Genomic DNA, 19,125 nt, shown 5'->3' with positions numbered 1-19,125 from the left:
GCCGTCGGCGCGCCGACGGCGTCGAGGCGAAGAGCTGCCGGACGGCGTCGAACAGCCCGGTGTAGGTCGCGAGGTTGGAGCGGGGCGTGCGGCCGATCGGCTTCTGGTCGACCTGCACGAGCCGGCGCACCGCCTCGGCGCCGGCGCCCAGCTTGCCGGCCATGGGGGCCGCCCAGGCTTCGTCGCCGGCCTCCGGCGGGTCCTCGTCAGCCGCCGCACTCCGGCCGAGCCGCTGGTGCATCAGTTCGGCCAGCACCTGGCTGACGAGCGTGGACTTGCCGGAGCCGGACCGGCCGGTGACGGCACACAGCACGCCGAGCGGAATGCGGACGTCGAGCCCGCTCAGGTTGTTGCGGCTGATGCCTTCCAGCGCCAGCCACTGGCCGGGCGCGCGGCCACGGCCGGCCGGGGCAAGCCGGTCGGCGCGAAGGAAGCGCGCGGTGACCGAGCGCTCGACGGCGGCGAGCCCTTCGGGCGGTCCGCTGTAGAGCACCTCGCCGCCGCGGCTGCCAGCGCCGGGCCCGACGTCGACGATCCAGTCGGCGCGCCGCATGGTCTCCACGTCGTGCTCCACCACGAACACCGAATTGCCGTTGCGCCGCAGCTGCATCAGCGCGTCCAGCAGGGCTTCGCCGTCGGCCGGGTGCAGGCCGGCGGACGGCTCGTCGAGCACGTAGACCACGCCGAACAGGCTCGAGCGGATCTGCGCCCCCAGCCGCAGGCGCTGCAGTTCGCCCGGCGACAGCGTCGGCGTCGCGCGGTCCATGGTCAGGTAGCCCAGGCCGAGCCCGAGCAGGGTCTGGATGCGCTCGCGGATCTCCGTGGCCAGGCGTTGGGCGGCCAGGCGCTTTTCCTCCGACCCTTCGGGCGTGCGGCGCACGTCGGGCGCCGCGGCATGGGACGCCTGGCCCTTCGTCGACCGCGCGGCGCGTGCCGCGCGGGACTGCGCCGCGCCGAGCGTCCCCGACGGGCGTGTGGCCGCCGCAGACCGTCCTTGCGCGGCCCCGGCCAGCAGCGCGTGCACGGCCGCCAGCGGCATGGCGGCGACCTCGCCGATGTCGTGCCCTTCGAAGGTCACCGACAGCGCCTCGGCCTTCAGGCGCTTGCCCTGGCACGCCGGACACAGCCCGCCCACCATGAAGCGCGACACGCGCCGTTTCATCAGCTCGCTCTGGCTGATGGCATAGGTGTGGAGCACGTAGCGGCGCGCGCTGGTGAAGGTGCCCTGGTAACTCGGCGTCAGCTTGCGGCGCAGCGCCTGGCGGGTCTCGGCCGGCGTGAACCCGGCATAGACCGGCACCGTGGGCTGCTCGTCGGTGAACAGGATCCAGTCGCGCACCTTCTTCGGCAGCTGCTGCCAGGGCGTGTCGACGTCATGGCCGAGCGTGACCAGGATGTCGCGCAGGTTCTGGCCCTGCCAGGCCGTGGGCCAGGCGGCCACGGCGCGCTCGCGGATCGTCAGGGACGGGTCGGGCACCATCGACGCCTCCGTCACGTCGAACACGCGGCCCAGGCCGTGGCAGGTCGGGCAGGCCCCCTGGGGCGTGTTGGGCGAGAAGTCCTCGGCATAGAGCATCGGCTGGTCGGCCGGGTAATGGCCCGCGCGGGAGAACAGCAGGCGCAGCAGGCTCGACAGCGTGGTCAGGCTGCCGACCGTGGAACGCGAGCCCGGCGTGCCGCGCGACTGCTGCAGGGCCACGGCCGGCGGCAGGCCGTCGATGCGGTCGACCTCGGGCACGCCCACCTGGTCGATCAGGCGGCGGGCATAGGGCGCCACGGAGTCGAGGTAGCGCCGCTGCGACTCGGCGAAGATCGTGCCGAAGGCCAGCGACGACTTGCCGGAGCCGGAGATCCCCGTGAAGACGACCAGGGCGTCGCGCGGAATGTCCACGTCGACGTCGCGCAGGTTGTGCTCGCGCGCGCCGCGCACGCGCACGAAGCGCTCGATGTCCGCTTGGTCTGGCGTGCCGCCAGTTGCGGAGGTGTTCGGCGCACCTGCGGCTGCGGCCGGCGCGGGTCTGGCGGTGGATTTGCGGCTGGCGGGTCTTGGCATGGACCCACTGTGCACGCGGCCCGCCGTGGCAGGGACGGAACATGCCGGCTCCTGCTATAGGAAACGGCGCGGAATTCGCCCTGGCGGAGTTGGCGGATGGACATGCTCACGGAAGTACCTGTGATGCAGATGGAAGGAAGCGCCATCGAGCGCGGCGCGGCCGGGCCGTGCATGCGCCCGCGCACGCGCAGGAGCTGCCGCGCTTATGCGCGCCCACAGCAAGCAAGCGCGAAAAACGTCGTTGGCGGCGCAGGCCGCCCCGCCTAGGCTTCGACGCTTTCCGCACTGCACGGATGCGCCGCACGCCGCCCACGGGCCTGGCGTCCGCGGCCACGCCGGCCCTCCTGCCTTTCCCATGTCTTCAAACCGTCCCGACGCCGACGCCCTGGCGCAGCGTTTTCGCCCCATCTTCCAGCAGATCGCCGAGGCCGCGCCGCAGCGCGAACATGAGCGCAGGCTGGCGCACGACGCCATCGATGCGCTCAGGCAGGCCGGCTTCGGCGCGCTGCGCGTGCCGCGCGCCCACGGTGGCCTGGGCGCCACGCCGGAGCAGCTGTTCGACCTGCTGATCGAGCTGGCCGAGGCCGACTCGAACCTGCCGCAGGCGCTGCGCGCGCACTTCGGCTTCGTGGAACGGCTGCAGGCCGAGATCGATGCCGAGCGGCGCGTACCCTGGCTGCGACGCGTGGCCGACGGCGCCCTCTTCGGCAATGCCACCACCGAAGCCGGCGAGGGCACGGTGGGACGGCTGCAGACCCGGCTGTTCCGCGAGAACGGACGCTGGCTGCTCGAAGGCGAGAAGTTCTACAGCACCGGCACGCTCTACGCCGACTGGGTCAGCGTGACGGCGCAGCGCGAGGGCAACGAACCCGGCGCGTACCGCACGCTGGCGGTGGTGCGCACCGACGCGGCGGGCGTGGAGCGCCTGGACGACTGGCGCGGCTTCGGCCAGCGGCTGACGGCCTCGGGCACCACGCGGCTGCACCGCGTCGAAGTGCCCGAAGAGAACATCCTCGAGTTCCCGGCGCGCGAGGCGACCTCGCTGCCCGCCGTGTTCCAGCTCTTCCACGTGGCCACGCTGGCCGGCATAGCCCGGGCCATCGTGCGCGATGCGACCGCCTTCGTGCAGGGCCGCAAGCGCGTCTTCAGCCACGGCAGCGGCACCGCGCCGCGCGAAGACCCGCTGGTGCAGCAGGTGGTCGGCCAGCTCGAAGCCACGGCCTACCTCGCGCGGCTGGCCGTGCAGGACGTGGCGCGTGCGCTGGGTGACATCGACCGGCTGCGCCAGGCCGGCCAGCCAGTGCCCGAGGCCGCACTGGTGGACGTCGAGCTGCGCGCCACCAAGGCGCAGGTGGTGACGACCGATGCCGTGCTGCAGGCTGCCACGCGGCTCTTCGACGTCGGCGGCGCCACCGCGCTGCAGGAAGACCGCCGCCTGGACCGCCACTGGCGCAATGCGCGAACGCTCGCCTCGCACAACCCGGTGATCTACAAGGCCCGCGTGCTGGGCGACGACACCCTCAATGCCAGCCGGCCCACCTTCTACTGGGCCGTCGGCACCGCTGCTTGAGAAGGTGTGAACGAACCCGCCATGCCCGCTCGTTCTGCCAAAACACGCCCACTCTGCGTTGCAAATGCTCGCCATAGCCCGAGCTATGGCTGCGCTTTGCGCCTGGATTGGCCGCGTTTTCGCAGCCCGCTCGGCCACGCCGGATTCATTCACACCTTCTGAGCCGCGCGTCATCGCCAAGGCCCGGACATGCGGGCACCGGATATCGACATGCCGCTTGCTTCGTTGTGGCTCGCCGTCGGCACCGGCACAGTGGCGACCCCGTGTTCGCACACTCTGCTTTCCACTGTTTCATGCCTCTCTTCCTCCGCCGCCGTGCCGCCATCGCCGCGCTCTCGCTCCTCTCCCTCGGCGCCCTCGTGCCGGCCGCACACGCCCAGGACAAGGCGGCCATCAAGGTCGGCATCTCGATCGGCAACGCCGAGAAGATCTTCGAGGTGGTCAAGAAGGTCGCGGCCCGCGACGGCCTCGACGTGCAGGTCGTGGTGTTCAGCGACTACCAGCTGCCCAACGCGGCACTGGCCGCCGGCGACCTGGACGCCAATGCCTTCCAGCACCAGCCCTTCCTGGACAACCAGATCAAGTCGCGCGGCTACGACATCGTGCCCGTGGGCCTGACGGTCACCGCGCCGCTGGGCTTCTACTCGCGCAAGATCAAGTCGGTGCAGGAACTGCCCGAGGGTGCCTCGGTGGGCATCCAGAACGATCCTTCCAACGGCAACCGCGCGCTGCTGCTGCTGCAGTCGGCGGGCCTGCTCACGCTCAAGCCCGAGGCCGTCAAGAACAACACCGCCACGCCGCTGGACGTGACGGCCAACCCCAGGAAGCTCAAGCTGGTGCCGCTGGACGCCGCGCAGCTGCCGCGCTCGCTGGACGACCTGACCCTCGCCTCGATCAACAACGACTATGCCGAGAAGGCGGGCCTGTCCTTCGTGCGCGACGCGGTCATCAAGGAATCGCCGCAAAGCCCCTATGCCAACCTGATCGCGGTGCGCCGCGCGGACAAGGACAAGCCCTGGGCCAAGAAGCTGGTGGCGGCCTACCAGTCGGCCGAAGTGCGGCAGTTCATCGAGACGACGTTCAAGGGTGCACTGATCCGCGCATTCTGAGCGTTGCCGCCAGTCCCTGGGGCGCACCTTGAGCCCCTCTCCCCTCGTGGGAGAGGGGTTGGGGAGAGGGGGCTTGCGCACTGACCCGGCGTCGTCAGCCCCCTCGCGCGAAGGCCCGCCGCTGGTCGCCCAGGCGCTCGCCGTCGAGGTACTGGGCCAGCATGGCCCGGTCGCGCGGCACGACGCCCTGCGCTTCGAAGTGCGGCTGCCAGTCGTTCACTGCGAGGCAGATCTCCTGCACGATGCGCCGCGCCTCTGGTCGCCGGAGGCCGAAGGCGCGGCACTGCGTGAGCGCGTTGTCCAGCGTAGCGGCGTGACCCTCGCTGCCCACCGCCATGGCCTGGACCGACAGGCCCGACGCGCTGGGCACCACGTCGAAGGCGGGCGCCAGCGTCCAGTGGCCGTCGGCCTCGCGCAGCAACGCATGGTTCTTTTCATGGTCGTCGGTGTTGTCCATGAGGATGTTGAACACCATGCGGCGGAACAGCTGCGCCTGCCGGGCCGCGATGGCATCGGCACGGCACAGGCGGCGCATCAGCTGCGCGAGCTGCGGGTAGCCCAGGTCTTCGCTGGCGGCGCGCAGCGCCACGTGGGCCGACATCGCATGGCGCCGCCGTCCGCCGGCCTCGCGGTCGAAACGGCGCACCGCTACCGCATGTCCGGCCCGCAGCGGCAGGGCGCGGGTGGCGGCCGTGTCGATGCCGCAGCGTCGGGCCAGCGTCATGGTCGCGTGCTCGATCAGCGGCGTGTCCTCGTCCTCGCCTTCGCCGAACTTGACCAGCCAGGGCTCGCCATCGATGGCGACGAGCGACTTGGGTCGTGCACCGCCGAGCGACACACCCGGGCGCAGCAACCGCGCCTCGATCTCGCCCACGGGCTCGTTGGCCAGGACCTTGCGCACCACCTCGCCCATGCGCTCGAGGTCGCCCAGATGGGGCATCGGCCCGGTACGCCAGGGCACGTAGGCGTCGGGCTGTGTGGAAACACCCAGAGCGCCATAGCGGTCGTCGCCCGCGAACAGCAGCATCTCCAGGATCGACAGGCGTGGCGAGCGCACGAAGCGGCGGATGACGCGCTCGCCCCAGCGGTCGGGGCGGGCGTCCTCGAGTGCGCCGGCTGCGCCCTCGCCGGCCGGCGGCAGGAAGAACTCGTCGACCAGCGGCAGGTCCTCGCTGAGCGCGAAGCCGGTGGCGCGCCAATCCGCACCGTAGCGCAGGCCCACCGCACGGCCCGTGTCGGCGAGCACGATCTCGCCCACGTGGCGTGGCGCTGCGGGATCGGCCAGCATCCAGAGCGAAAGCCGGTCCTGCGGCGTGTAGGCCGCGCCCTCTTCAGCCATGGCGCTCTCCCCGGGCCTGCGCCGCCTGGACATCGGCCTCCAGCGCGGCCAGGTCCGCGGAGGGCGAGGCCAGCGCCGCCAGCGCGCCGTGCCGCTGAATCATCCACAGGGCCGTCGCATAGACCCCCATGGACACGGCGGGATCGCCGGCTTCCATCTTCATGAGCGTGGGCACCGACACGTCGAGCCGGGCCGCCCAGGCGCGCAGCGACTGCTTGCGGCGCTTGCGTGCCACGGCCAGGTCGCGGCCCAGGCGCGCCAGTGCGCCAGCCACCACGCCGGGCAGGGTATCGAGGGCGGCAGCGCGCTTGGACATGAAATTATTATTTCACACCGCTCCGTAAATGTTCAACATTAATTGAACAAATCGCGCCGCGACTTGTTGCTTGCCTTGGCTGCCTCGTCACTACAGGCCGTTCGGGCTGAGCCTGTCGAAGCCGGGGCGCAGACCTTCCACCCTTGACGTACGCCGCCCAGGCCAATCTCAGTGAGAAAGGGTGGACATGCCGCAGCGGGCGGCGCCCGGGTGCGACCGACGCCGCGCATCACGGACCGCCCCGTCACTCACAGCGCCCGCGTGGCCCGCTCCGGCACGTAGCGGTCCGCTTGCACGTCGGGCGTCACGCCATGGGTGAACACCTCGTCGGTGATCGGCAGGAAGCCCTCGTTCCAGTCCAGCCACTGCTGGCGCAGCCGTGCGAACACTTCGGGCTGGCGTTCGCGCAGGTTGGCGCGCTCGCGTGGGTCGGCCACCACGTCAAACAGGAACTCGTTGTCGTTGATCTTCAGGTACTTCCAGTCGCCATCGCGCACGGCGCGCTGGGCCTGCGCCTTGTAGCGCCAGTACAGCGTGCGCGGGTGGACCGGCGCCTGGCCCTGGAGCACGGGCAGCAGGTTCTCGCCGTCGCTCGGATGGTCGGGATGCGGCGCACCGCCGGCGGCGGCCAGCAGGGTCGGCAGCCAGTCGGCGGTGATGGCCACCTGGTCCTGCACCTGCGGCGCGATGCGGGCCGGCCAGCGCAGCAGCGTGGGGACGCGCAGGCCGCCTTCGAGCAGCTCGGTCTTCTGGCCCACCAGCGGCCAGGTCCTGGAGAAGCGCTCGCCGCCGTTGTCGCTGGTGAAGACGACGATCGTGTCGCGCGCCTGCCCCGTCTGCTGCAGCGCCGCCAGCACCTGGCCGATGGCGGCGTCCAGCGCCTCGACGATCTCGCCGTACTTGCGCAGGCTGCCGCCGTCGTAGTGGAAAAGGTCGCGCAGCTCGCGCGACACCGCTTCGTCGCCCAGCCCTTCCCAGGGCCAATGCGGTGCGGTGAAGTGCAGCGACAGGAAGAAGGGCCGCGCCTGGCCGGCCCGGCCGCGCACATAGGCCTCGGCCTCGTCGGCCAGCACCTGGGTGTAGTAGCCCGCGCGCTCGACCGGCACCTCGCCTTCCCACAGGTCGCGCGGCACCGCATCGCCCACGCCCGGCTTGTGCGTGAAGTAGTCCACCGCGCCGCCCAGGTTGCCGAAGAAGCGGTCGTAGCCGCTCTTCAGCGGGCCGAAGGCCGGCGGATGGCCCAGGTGCCATTTGCCGATGAGCGCCGTGTCGTAGCCCCGGCCCTTGAGCAGCGAGGGCAGCGTGGGGTGTTCGGGCGGCAGGCCATGCACGTGGCCGCTGCGCGCGATGGGCTCCTCGAGCCCGCCGCGCAGCCGGTACTGGTAGCGCCCCGTGATCAGCGCGAACCGGGTCGCCGAACACACGGCCGAGTTGGCATAGGCCTGGGTGAAGCGCACGCCCTCGCCGGCCAGCGCATCCAGGTGCGGCGTGGCGAAATCGGTGGCGCCATAGACGCCGAGGTCGGCCCAGCCCAGATCGTCGGCCAGGATGAACAGGATGTTGGGCGCGGCGCGGCTCATCGGGAGGCGGTCGTGGCGGCGCGCGCACTGGCGGCGCTGGTGGGCGTCCAGAAACCTTCGAGTTTGAGCTCCTTGAGCGCCTGGTTGACGAAGCGCGCATCGGCCCAGGTCTTGGGGTCGAAGCTCTGGCGCACGATGCCGGCGGCCCTGGCGCCTTCGATCACGTCGTCGAAGTGGGCCACGTAGCCCTCGTCCAGCAGCGGCGAATAGCGGGACTTGACGTCGGTGCCCTCGAACTCGCTGGAGAAGAGCTGCACCGGTAGGCCGCTGATGTCGGCGAAGCGCTGGAACAGCGCCTCGCGCCCGATGGCGCCGCTGCTGGCGGCATGGGCCTGCTGCACCAGCACCTTCACGATGCGGGTCAGCGCCTCGGGATGCTGGGTGGCGAAGGCGTCGGTGGCGATGACGGTCGAATGGATGGCGTACAGGTCGCCGCGGCCCTTGGTGCTGACCGGGATGTCGGCCGTGCCCGCCAGCTTGAGCAGCTGCAGGTCCGAGCCGCCGAAGGTGGCGTCGATGTCCTTGCTCACCAGGGCGGCCTTGGAGGTGGGCCAGTCGAGGTTGGTGAAGCGCACGTCCTTCTCGGTCAGACCCTCGGCCTTGAGCAGCCGGTCGAAGGGCAGCTGGTAGGCAGTGCCGCGCAGCACCGCCACGCGCTTGCCCTTCAGGTCCTTGAAGCCCTGGATGTTGCTGCCCAATGCCGTGGCCAGGTAGCTGTTGGCACTGCGGCCGGAAGCGGCCACCAGCCGGGTCTTGAGACCGCTGGCGCGGCCGATGACGGCGGCCAGGTCGCCCAGGAACACCACGTCGAGCTGGCCGGTGGCGATGCCCTCGTTGATGGCCGGGCCGGCGCCCTTGAAGAACTTCCATTCGACCTGCACGCCGTCCCTGGCGAACTCGGCTTCGATGGCCTTGGAGGCATAGGCCAGCGACACGGGGCCGGCGCCCGCGAAGGATTTGCCCTGGCTGCCCTGCTCGGGTGCCGCCAGGCGGATGACCTTGGGCAGGGCCGTGTTCTGGGCGTGGGCGAAGGGCAGCGCCGTGGCGGCGATGGCGAGGGCGCCGGCGGCCAGGAAGGGGCGGCGGCGGAAGAATGCAGCGGTCATGCGGGTGCGAGGAATGAAGGAGTCGGGAAATGTGGAACGGGCCGCTCAGGCGGTGGCCGTGGCCTCGTCCACCACCGCGGCGCGGGTAGTCTGGGTGGCGGGCGCGGTGCCGAAGGCGTTGAAGGTCACGCGCTGCGTCACCCGGCGGTGCGGCCAGTAATCGGTCAAGGCGTAGTGCTGGGTGCTGCGGTTGTCCCACACGGCGATGCCGTGGGGCGCCCACTTGTGCTGGTAGACGAACTCGGGCTGCACGATCCATTCGCGCAGGAACTCGAGCAGCCCGCGGCCCTCGCGGAAGTGCACGCCGTCGATGTGCCGGGTGAAGTTCTCGTTGACGAACAGCACCTTGCGGCCCGATTCGGGATGCACCTGCACCACCGGCCGCGACACCGGCGGGTACTTGCGCAGCGCATCGGCCACGCCCTGCAGGCCGGCGTACTTTTCCAGCGCCTGGCGCCAGCCGCTGATCTCCCAGGTGTGGGTGGCGGTCAGGCCTTCGAGGTAGGCCTGCAGGCCGGGCGACAGCGCTGCGAAGGCCTTGCTCAGGCTGGCCCAGGCGGTGTTGCCGCCCTGCGCCGGCAGCTCGGTGATCTGGATCACGGTGCCGTTGGGCGGCTGCGGCAGCCAGGTGAGGTCGCTGTGCCAGATGTTGATCTCGGGCGGCCGCTTCTCGTCGAACTCGATCACCTCCACGAAGGGATGGCCGTCCTTGCGCGGGAAGAAGGCGCCGGGCGCCAGTTCGCCGAAGACGGCCGCCAGCGCCACGTGCTGCTCGGGCGTGAGCGGCTGCGGCGGGAAGAACAGCACCTCGAAGTCCAGCAGCGCCTGCTGCAGTTCGCGGCGCACCTCGGGGCCGATGGGCTGCGTCAGGTCCACGCCCTCGATGCGCGCCGCGAAGTTGGGCTGCTGCGGCTGCGGCCGGATGTGGCGATAGCGGCCGGCGATGTCGACGGGCTCGATGCGGATTGGATTCGGATGGGCGGGCATGGACCTCTCCTGTTGACGAAACGAATCAGGCCACGAGGGCAGCATCGCCCTCGGCGACGGCCACGGCCTCGGCGGGACCGGCGAACTCGGCCAGCACGGCATCCTTGATCCGCACGAAGGCCGGGTCGGCGCGGCGCCGCGGATGGGCCAGCGGCACCGGCACCACGCGCTGGATGCGCCCGGGCCGCGGCGCCATCACCACCACGCGGTCCCCGAGGAAGACGGCTTCTTCCACGTCGTGCGTGACCAGCACGGTGGTGATGCCCTCGGCCTGCCAGATGCGCTGCAGCTCCTGCTGCAGGTGGGCGCGGGTCATGGCGTCGAGCGCGCCGAAGGGCTCGTCCAGCAGCAGCACCTCGGGCCGGCTGACCAGGGCGCGCGCAATGGCCACGCGCTGCGACATGCCGCCCGACAGCTGGTGCGGCCAGGCGCGCTCGAAGCCGCGCAGGCCCACCAGGGCGATGTGGTCGGCCACCTGCCGGGCCTTCTGCGACTCGGTGAGCGGGGCGTTGATCAGGCCCAGCGCCACGTTGTCCTGCACGGTGAGCCAGGGAAAGAGCCGGTGCTCCTGGAACACGATGCCGCGCTCCAGACCCGTGCCGGCGATGGGCCGTCCGTCCAGCAGCAGGTGGCCGTCGAAGCCGGCCTCCAGCCCCACGATGAGCCGCAGCAGCGTGGACTTGCCGCAACCACTGGTGCCGACGATGCTGACGAATTCGCCGGGCGCGATGTCCAGCGAAATGTCCTGCAGCACCGCCAAGGGGCGCCCCTCGACCTCGTACTGCTTGGAGAGATGGCGGATGGCCAGCGTGCCGGCCTCGGAATGGCTCATGGGGAACCCGGATGGAAGAAGAAGAATGGGAGCGGGGCTGTCACGCCGTCAATGGAAGCGCGCGACCGACTGCCCGCGCCAGGCGAGCAGGCGCCGCTCGATGCGGGTGGCGATCCAGTTCAGCGCGAAGCCGACCAGCCCGACCACCACCACGCCGAAGAGCACCAGGTCCATCTTGAAATGCTCGCGGCCGTCGATCATGGTGTTGCCGATGCCCTGGCCCGAGACCAGCAGGTACTCGGCGCCCAGCGTGGCCAGCCATGCATAGATGAGCGCCAGATGGATGCCCGCGAAGATCGACGGCGTCGCGCCCGGCAGCACCACGCGCCACAGCAGCTGCCAGCGGGTGAAGCGCAGCACCCGCGCCACCTCCACCAGCTCGCGCGGCACGCTGCGGATGCCCTCGTAGGTGTTGAGCACCACCGGGAAGAAGGCCGCCAGCGACAGGAAGGCCACCTTGGCCGCATCGCCCAGGCCGAACCACACGGAGATCAGCGGGATCCAGGCGAACAGGGAGATCTGCTTGAGTGTGTGGAAGCTGGGGCCCAGCGCCCGCTCGGCCGGCCGCGAGAGGCCCAGCAGCAGGCCGACGGCGAGCCCACCGCCAGCACCGATGGCAAAGCCGGCCAGGTCGCGCCACAGGCTGGCGCCCAGCGCCACGCGCAGCTCGCCGCTGGCGGTGTAGTCGACCGCGCGTTGCCACACGGCCTGTGGCGACACCAGCAGCGGCGAGTCGATCCATTTGAACTGCACGGCGGCCCACCAGATCAGCAGCAACGCCAGGGGCAGCACCCAGCCGCGCAGCGCGGCCGGCACGGGATGGCGGTCGGCACGCGCAGGGGCGGCCTGGGGGTTCGACGAGGAACGCATGGCTCAGAACCCCGACCGCCGCCAGCGTGTGAGCCGCGACTCGACGGCCGCCAGCAGCCGGTCGAGCGCGAAGCCCACGGCGCCGACCACCACCACGGCCGCCAGCACCACGTCGAGCTGGAACAGCTGGCGCCCGTAGACGATCAGGAAGCCGATGCCCTCGCTGGAGGCCAGCAGTTCCACCACCACCAGCGCCAGCCAGGCATGGGTGAAGCCGTAGCGGATGCCGTTCCAGATGGGCGCGAAGGCCGCCGGAAACACCACCTTGGCCAGCAGCTGCCAGCGGGTGAAGCGCAGCACCCGCGCCACCTCGATGTAGCGGGTGGGCACGCCCTGGATGCCCTTGAAGGTGTTGAGCGCCACCGGCACCAGCGCCGCCTTGGCGATCAGCAGCACCTTGAGCGTCTCGTCGATGCCCACCAGCAGCATCAAAAGCGGCAGCCAGCCCAGCACGGGGATCTGGCTGAAGGCCTTGAACAAGGGATAGACGTAGTCCTTGAAGCGAGGCGACAGGCCCATCGCCACGCCCAGCGACAGGCCGATGGCCGTGCCCGCGGCAAAGCCGGCCAGCACGCGGGTCAGGCTCACGCCCAGGTGCGGCCAGAGCTCGCCGGTGCGCACCAGGTCGACCAGCGTGGTCCATACCGCGGCCGGGGCCGGCAGCACCTGCGGTGCCACCCAGGCCCGGTCGGCCGCCACCCACCAGAGCAGCAGGACCGCCAGCGGAAAGGGCCAGCCGGCGAGGCGCAGCGCAGCGGACTTCAACCGCGCGCGCCATGCCGAAGATGCCGGTACGGGCCGCGCCGGCAAAGGCAGATGAAGGGCCGGTGTGCTCATTGCAGGCAGGGTCGAAGACAACTCAGAAGGTGTGAATGAATCCGGCATGGCCGAGCGGGCTGCGAAAACGCGGCCAATCAAGGCGCAAAGCACAGCCATAGCTCTGGCTATGGCGAGCATTTGCAACGCAGAGTGGGCGTGTTTTGGCAGCACGAGCGGGCATGGCGGGTTCGTTCACACCTTCTCACTGCTCACGCCAGGCCCGAGGCCGCCGCCTCCTGCACCTTGATCGGCTTCGGAATGAGCCTGAGCGCGTGGAAGGTGTCGGCGATCTACTGCTGCTCGGCCAGGATGGCGCGGGTGATGGGGCCGGTGCCGAACTGCACGCGCGCGAAGGTGGTGTCCACCACCGGCTTGGGCAGGCCCCAGATGGCCGCCAGTTCGGCCGAGAAGGCATCGCGGTTGGCGACGCCCCAGTTGTCGATGCGGGAAATCTCCTCGATCAGCATTTTGGTGATGTCGCGGTTCTTCTCGGCATAGGGCAGCGACGAGAAGTAGTAGGCCCGGTTGCCGACGACGCCCGTGGCATCGGCCAGGATGCGCCCGCCCAGCGTCTTCTCTGCGGCAGCGAGGAAGGGGTCCCAGATCACCCAGGCGTCGATGGAGCCTTTCTCGAAGGCCGCCCGGGCGTCCGCCGGCGGCAGGAAGACCGACTGCACGTCGCCGTAGGCCAGGCCGTTCTTCTCCAGCAGCTTGACCAGGAAGTAGTGGACGTTGCTGCCCTTGTTGTAGCCCACGCGTTTGCCCTTGAGGTCGGCCACGCTGCGGATGGGCGAATCCTTGGGCACCAGCACCGCCTCCGACGCGGGCCGCGGCACCGTGGCGGCGACATAGGCCAGCGGCGCGCCGGCGGCCTGGGCAAAGATGGGCGGCGCCTCGCCGACGTCGCCGAAGTCGATGGCGCCGACGTTGAGCGCTTCCAGCTGCACGGGGCCGGCCGTGAACTCGGTCCAGCTCACCTTGACGCCCAGCGGCGCCAGCCGCGTCTCCAGCGTGCCGCGGGCCTTGAGCAGGCTGAGGATGCCCTTCTGGTTGCCGATGCGCAGCTCGCGCGCGGCGGACTGGGCGAAGGCGGGTGCGCCCGCGAGGGCCACGCCGCCCGCGGCGGCGGTACCCACCTGCAGCAGGCGGCGGCGGGAAAGGGGAAGCAGGGAAGTCATGTCGGAACAGGCGCTCGCAGCGGATGAGGGAAGCGGATTCTTGGGCCGCCAGCCTTGCAGGGGAAACGCGCAGTTCTCAGCTTCTTATGCGCAAAGCGAGCAAGGGCCGATCAATCCCTCGCAAGCCGAGGTGCCGACCCGACGCCTCTACGCGCGGAACACGTCTTCAGCCATACCGTCGAGCCTTTCCTTCACCGCCCTCCAGTTCGGCATGTGCCGGTCCAGCGTTCGATAGAACTTCGCGCTGTGGTTGTGGTGAAGCAGATGGCACAGCTCATGGAGCAGCACGTAGTCGATGCACTCCCGGGGCGTCTTCACCAGCAGGGGGTTCAGCGTGATGCGGCCGGACGGTGAACAGCTTCCCCATTGCACCGTCATGAACTGCAGGCGTGTGTGTGGAAGCTGCCTGACCCACCGGAGGGGATCGGCGACCGCTGCCAATCGCTCAGCGAACACCTCCCGCGCGCGCTGCCGATACCAGGCATCCAGGGCGGCCCTGATCCGGGCCGGCGCATGCTCAGGGGTCGTCACGGCGATGAACGCGCCGCGCATGCGCGCCTCGGCCCTCGCCTCTGTGTCGACGACAACCTTCAGGCGATAGCGTCGCCCCAGGTAGTGCAGCGATTCACCGCTCACATATTCCCGAGGCAGCACATGGGCCAACCGTGCCCTGGCGGCGTTCACATGCTGGCTGATCCAGCGCGCCCGCTTCTTCACCGCCATCAGCACGTCCGCCAGCGCCGCGCTGTCAGGCGCGTCCACCAGCACGCGGGCATCTGGCTGCACATGGATGGCGACGCGCTTCACGGTGCGCGATGGCTGCCGGCGCAGACTGAAGGCAATGATCTCGTCGCCGTAGGGGATGAGGTGCTGCGAGACGCGTTCCGTCACTTGCATGTTCAAGGCTGGCTCAACCCGACACGCGTGATCTGGATGACTTGTTCGACCACCTGTTTGGCGTTGTCCAGGCCGAGCGCGTCGAACAGCAGCGGCAGCAGGCCCTTGCGGATGGCCGCCTCGATGTTCTGGGGATTGAGCGAGTTCTCGGCCACGGCATTGCGCACGATGGTGTCCATGGTGATCGCGTGTTGCACCCGCACGTCCTTGGCCTCGGCGCTCATCGCGGCAAAGGCCTCCTCCCCCTCGACCAGGCGCATCGCGCCGAAGTAGGCCCTGGCATGCGGCTTGTCTGCCAGCGCTTCGGGCATGTCCGGGGTTGCACGCGCCTCCAGCTTGTCCTCGAAGGACTTGAACAGCGCGTACTGCTTCAGCGGATGGTCGAACATGGCCTCCGCTTCGGCGATGGCCTGGCGCAGCAGTTCGCCGAACACCTTCTGCGCATAGGGGTCGTCCGCCAGCTCCTGCTCGATGGTCTTGCGCAGTCGGGTGCGGATCATGTCCGTCTCGTTGCGCGTCTTGTCCGCGGACCAGTCCTGTGGGTCTTCTGCTTGCCCCAACTGGTGCACCAGATAGACGCCTTCAGGTTCTCGCACCTCCGTGCCGATGACCTGTCTGTCCACCAGCTTGCGGATCTGCTCTTCGTAGACGCTGTAATCGACCGTCTCCATGGCATCGCGGCGGGCGGTCTGGCGCAGCTCGGCGAAGAAGCGCAGGTCGGCCTTGTACCGGGCGATCAGCGCCTCGGAAAAGCGCGGGTCCTCGAAGAAGCTGCGGGACGAGAGCGCCGTCTGCAAGCACAGCCCGAAGGCGGTCACGGCGGCATAGAAGTCGTCCCGCAGCTTCTGTCGCTCGTCGTACTCTTCGCCGCCGCTGTCCTTCACGAACTTCGGTGCCAGCAGCTGCCGGTACTGCTCGCGGTCGAGTTTGTTGGTCACCGGCTCGAAGAAGGACCACAGCGCCTCGTGCAGCGCGGGCAGTCGCTTGTACTCCGCGCTGAAGGGGTGGTACAGGCCCTCCAGGTCGCCGATGTCGTAGCCCCCTTGCGTGCGGGCTTCCAGGTCCTGGTATGCGCGGATGGCCGTGTCGAGCTCCTTCAGGATGCCGCGGTAATCCACCAGCACGCCGTAGCGCTTGGCGTCGTGAAGGCGGTTGACGCGGGCCACCGCCTGGATCAGGTTGTGCCCCTTCAGGGGTTTGTCGATGTACAGCACCGTGTTGCGCGGCTCGTCGAAGCCCGTCAGCAGCTTGTCCACGACGATCAGCAGGTCGGGCTCGCCATCCGTGCCGAAGTCTTGGAACACCTGCTTCTCATAGGCCTCGGCATCGTTGCCGCAGGTGGCCATGGCCTGCTTCCACCACTTCTGCACCTCGGGCAGCGTGTCCTCGTCCACATCGGCGTTGCCTTCGCGCGTGTCCGGCGCCGAGATCACCACCGCACTGCTCACCAGGCCCGTGTCGTCCAGCGCCTTCTTGTAGCGGATGGCGTCGAGCTTGCTGTCGGTCGCCACCTGGCCCTTCAGGCCGAGCCCCATCTTCTTGGTGTTCTCGCTGAAGTGGGTGGCAATGTCCCAGGCGATCAGCTCGATGCGGTTCGCGGCACCATAGATGGCGCCCTTCTTGGCGAACTTCCTTTTCAGGTCGGTTCGCTGGGCCTCGCTCAGGTTGCTGGTGATCTTGTCGAACCAGCGGTTCACCGCCGCCTCGCTGATGTCCAGCTCGGGCACCCGCTCCTCGTACAGCAACGGGGCCACGGTTTCGTCCTCGACCGCGCGCTGCATGGTGTAGGCGTGCACGATGGGGCCGAACTTGCTGGCTGTCTTTTCGTCCTTGAGCAGGGGCGTGCCCGTGAAAGCGATGTACGCCGCCCTGGGCAAGGCCTTCTTCATGCGCTCGTGCGTCTCGCCACCGTGGCTGCGATGGCCTTCGTCCACCAGCACGATCATGTCGGCCGAGTCGTTGCGGCACTCCGGCAGCCTGGAGGCCGTGTTGAACTTGTGCACCAGCGTGAAGGTGATGCGCTCGGTGCCCTTGCCGATGCGCTGCGCCAGGTCACGACCCGACAGCGTGCGGCTCTTCTCGCCGTCCTTCTGGGTGGCGATGCTGGAGCCGAAGGCACCGCCGGTCATGAAGTTGCGGGCGAGCTGGGTCTCCAGGTCGATGCGGTCGGTCACCACGACCAGGCGGCATTCCTTCAAGCCGTCCACCAGCAGCAGTGCCTTGGTCAGGAACACCATGGTGAAGCTCTTGCCCGAACCCGTGGTGTGCCACACCACGCCGCCTTCGCGGCCACCGCCCTGCGATTCCGGCTTCTTCTGGCTGATGCGGGCCAGCAGCGCCCGGATGCCGAAGAACTGCTGGTAGCGGGCCACGATCTTCCCCACCTTGCGGTCGAACAGCACATAGCCGCGCAGGAATTCGAGCAAGCGCGCCGGGGTCAGCAGGCTCACCAGCAGGCGGTCCTGCTCGGTCACCTGCATGGGCGCGCGCCACAGCGTGTCGAAGTACGCAGCCAGCGCGGCGGGCTTGCCGTCGAACAGCGCAGCGCGCACTTCCGGCCTCAGTGCCTTGTTCTTGAGGGCCTGCATGTGGGCCTCGTCGAACTCCTCTTCCCGCCACTTCGCCCAGAACTTCGCGGCCGTGTGCGTGGTGCCGTAGCGCGCTTCGGTCTGGCTGATGGCCAGCAGCAGCTGGGCATAGGCGAACAGGTTGGGAATCTCGTCCGACCGCTGGTTGCGCAGGTGCTGGCTGATGCCCTCGGTCACCATCGCCTTGGCGGGGTGGCTGCCGCCGCCCGACTCCGGCCGCTTGGCCTCGATCACCACCAGCGGGATGCCGTTCACATAGGCCACCACGTCGGGCGTGCGGTGGTGCGTGCCCTGTGCGGACAGCACCTCCAGCTCTTCGGTCACGTCCCAGCGGTTGGCCGTGGCGTCGGCCCAGTCGATCACGGCGATGGTGGGCTGGTGCTTCTTGCCGTCCGGCATGTACTCCGTCACTGTGATGCCCAGCGCCAGCTTGCCGTACAGCCGCTCGTTGGCCGGCATCAGCCCTTCGGCCAGGCTCAGCGCCGACAACTCCCGCACGATCTGGTCGATGCCGCCGGGCGACAGCGGGTACCACTGGCCCTTGTATTCGTAGCGCCGGGTCTGGAGCACCTCGATCAGCCGAGCCTTGAGCATGACCTCGCGCGTGCTGCCGCGAAGGGCCAGCGCCTGGGCGGTTGTCAGAAAGTTCCAGCCCAGGTTGCTTAGCAGGTGCAGCGCTGGCAAGTGGGCGCTGTATTGCTCGCGGGAATTGGGCGTGGTGTTCATGCGTGGGCCTCGGTGTCTGGCTCAGGCAGCTTGACGCGGCGCTTGCCGGTCAGGAGTTGGGACATAAGGGCAGCTTTCTCTTCTCGGAGCAGGACAAGCTGCCGATCATGGATGTCTACCATTGCCTGCATGAGGTCTATCGCATCGGCGATGCGTACTTGCTCTTCCAAGCACGGAACCTTGATCGAGATGCGCAGCAAATCGGTTGGATTGACACGCCTAGCCTTGCGCCCCCCGTTCGCTAGGCCAAGATGCGCAACATAGAAGGCCTCTCTTGAGACGTGCTGCAAGAACCACCTTGGATCGACCCCATCGAGAAAGTCGAAGGCCGGCAGATCAAGCGTGCTCTCATAGCCATCCAGCGAGTCAGGGACGATGCCAAACGCGCCATTCAGAAAGTCGAGCTTGCTGTAGATGAACTGACCCGCGGAGCGGCGGTAGTACTGCGTCGATTCGCTACCTAGCCGCTTCTCGGATTTGCCGACGACCCCCTTGCCATAAAGCTTGACCGTGAGCTTTTTGGCCACATGTCCGCCTGAGCCCACCACGCGGCTTTCGCGGATCATCTCTGATAGCGGCTTGGGCTTCCAGGCGCTGAAATTGCCAAACCGCTTGCGCCCACCAAGCATCGCGTTACTGAACTCTTCTGCCTGCTGGACACTTTTCGCCAGTAGCCGCGTCGCAGTGGCGATGGCTTGATCCCAGGAGGACAGCATCCCCACGACTGCAGCCTGTTCACGAACCGGCGGCAAAGGAAGCACCAGGCGCTCAAGCCCTGCCTTCGTCAGCTTGTACCGCCCAACACCCTGCCTTGAAAGCACAGGCGTTAGGTCACGGTGCATGAAGCAGTAGTAGAACCATTTGGCCAAGCACTCCTTAGTCCGCCCTGAACAACCCGTAAGCCGTTGATCTTGCGCGAAGTTTCGCGGCTTGCCAGGCGCGGGATTTGCAATGTATTGGTTCGGCACAGTCTGTTTTCTTGCAAATTCCTCCGAGGAGTCTGATGGGTCCGAAGCCTTCGCAGCCGCAAACGGCCGAGCTGTTCCGTCCAAGGCTGGACGAGCAAATCAACATGAAGCACCCGCTGCTCAGGCTGGCGACGCTGATCGCCTGGGCCGAGAATCAGCGCACGTTCGCGGTCCAGTTACACTTCAG

Annotated in this window: 14 protein-coding genes and 1 pseudogene; 2 read left to right on the top strand and 13 right to left on the bottom strand. The window is 68.9% G+C overall.

From position 1 onward, the window contains the following. On the bottom strand, positions 1-2,053 hold a 2,053-nt coding region (locus tag NS331_RS18465), incomplete at its 3' end, for an excinuclease ABC subunit UvrA (RefSeq protein WP_193758151.1). Positions 2,054-2,408: 355 nt separating this feature from the next. Between NS331_RS18465 and NS331_RS18460 the strand changes: the two genes are divergently transcribed. Next, positions 2,409-3,623 (top strand): acyl-CoA dehydrogenase family protein, encoded by a 1,215-nt coding sequence (locus NS331_RS18460; RefSeq protein WP_058643423.1) that lies wholly within the window; start codon positions 2,409-2,411, stop codon positions 3,621-3,623. A 293-nt stretch (positions 3,624-3,916) separates the two neighbouring features. Further along, entirely contained in the window at positions 3,917-4,732 is an 816-nt protein-coding gene (locus tag NS331_RS18455; protein ID WP_058643422.1) for a MetQ/NlpA family ABC transporter substrate-binding protein, read from the top strand. 94 nt (positions 4,733-4,826) lie between these two features. On the opposite strand, the gene NS331_RS18450 is transcribed toward NS331_RS18455, so the two are convergent. The 12 genes and pseudogenes from NS331_RS18450 to NS331_RS18395 form a co-directional block, all read right to left on the bottom strand. Next, positions 4,827-6,071: a type II toxin-antitoxin system HipA family toxin gene (locus NS331_RS18450; RefSeq protein ID WP_058643421.1), complete on the bottom strand. Its 1,245-nt coding sequence runs from the start codon at positions 6,069-6,071 to the stop codon at positions 4,827-4,829. Continuing rightward, on the bottom strand, positions 6,064-6,387 hold the full coding sequence (locus NS331_RS18445; protein WP_058643420.1) for a hypothetical protein: 324 nt from the start codon (positions 6,385-6,387) through the stop codon (positions 6,064-6,066). Before NS331_RS18445 ends, NS331_RS18450 begins: the two co-directional genes overlap by 8 nt. 248 nt (positions 6,388-6,635) lie before the next feature. After that, complete coding sequence (locus NS331_RS18440; protein WP_058643419.1) at positions 6,636-7,967, bottom strand: sulfatase family protein; 1,332 nt, start codon at positions 7,965-7,967, stop codon at positions 6,636-6,638. Further along, positions 7,964-9,073, bottom strand: a complete 1,110-nt coding sequence (locus NS331_RS18435; protein ID WP_058643418.1) for an ABC transporter substrate-binding protein — start codon at positions 9,071-9,073, stop codon at positions 7,964-7,966. The genes NS331_RS18440 and NS331_RS18435 overlap by 4 nt, the downstream gene beginning before the upstream one ends. Positions 9,074-9,118: 45 nt before the next feature. After that, positions 9,119-10,060, bottom strand: a complete 942-nt coding sequence (locus tag NS331_RS18430; protein WP_058643417.1) for a TauD/TfdA dioxygenase family protein — start codon at positions 10,058-10,060, stop codon at positions 9,119-9,121. Positions 10,061-10,085: 25 nt separating this feature from the next. Next, positions 10,086-10,892, bottom strand: a complete 807-nt coding sequence (locus NS331_RS18425; RefSeq protein WP_058643416.1) for an ABC transporter ATP-binding protein — start codon at positions 10,890-10,892, stop codon at positions 10,086-10,088. Between the two features lie 48 nt (positions 10,893-10,940). Next, complete coding sequence (locus NS331_RS18420; protein ID WP_058643415.1) at positions 10,941-11,762, bottom strand: ABC transporter permease; 822 nt, start codon at positions 11,760-11,762, stop codon at positions 10,941-10,943. Between the two features lie 3 nt (positions 11,763-11,765). Beyond that, the gene (locus NS331_RS18415; RefSeq protein WP_058643414.1) at positions 11,766-12,599 is read right to left on the bottom strand and encodes an ABC transporter permease; all 834 of its coding nucleotides are present in this window, start codon (positions 12,597-12,599) and stop codon (positions 11,766-11,768) included. 191 nt (positions 12,600-12,790) lie between these two features. Then, a pseudogene (locus NS331_RS18410) lies at positions 12,791-13,759 on the bottom strand (sulfonate ABC transporter substrate-binding protein). Positions 13,760-13,906: 147 nt separating this feature from the next. Next, on the bottom strand, positions 13,907-14,656 hold the full coding sequence (locus tag NS331_RS18405) for a M48 family metallopeptidase (protein WP_058643413.1): 750 nt from the start codon (positions 14,654-14,656) through the stop codon (positions 13,907-13,909). A 2-nt stretch (positions 14,657-14,658) separates the two neighbouring features. After that, a complete protein-coding gene (locus NS331_RS18400) occupies positions 14,659-17,970 on the bottom strand; it encodes a type I restriction endonuclease subunit R (RefSeq protein ID WP_058643412.1) in 3,312 nt (1,103 codons plus the stop codon). Further along, entirely contained in the window at positions 17,967-18,839 is an 873-nt protein-coding gene (locus NS331_RS18395) for a restriction endonuclease subunit S (protein WP_153012923.1), read from the bottom strand. The genes NS331_RS18400 and NS331_RS18395 overlap by 4 nt, the downstream gene beginning before the upstream one ends. Positions 18,840-19,125 lie beyond the last annotated feature (286 nt).

The sequence above is a fragment of the Pseudacidovorax intermedius genome, assembly GCF_001476815.1.
GTDB lineage: Bacteria > Pseudomonadota > Gammaproteobacteria > Burkholderiales > Burkholderiaceae_C > Xenophilus > Xenophilus intermedius_A.
Note: the sequence above shows the minus strand (reverse complement) of the source record. Positions and strands in the feature narration are given on the sequence as shown.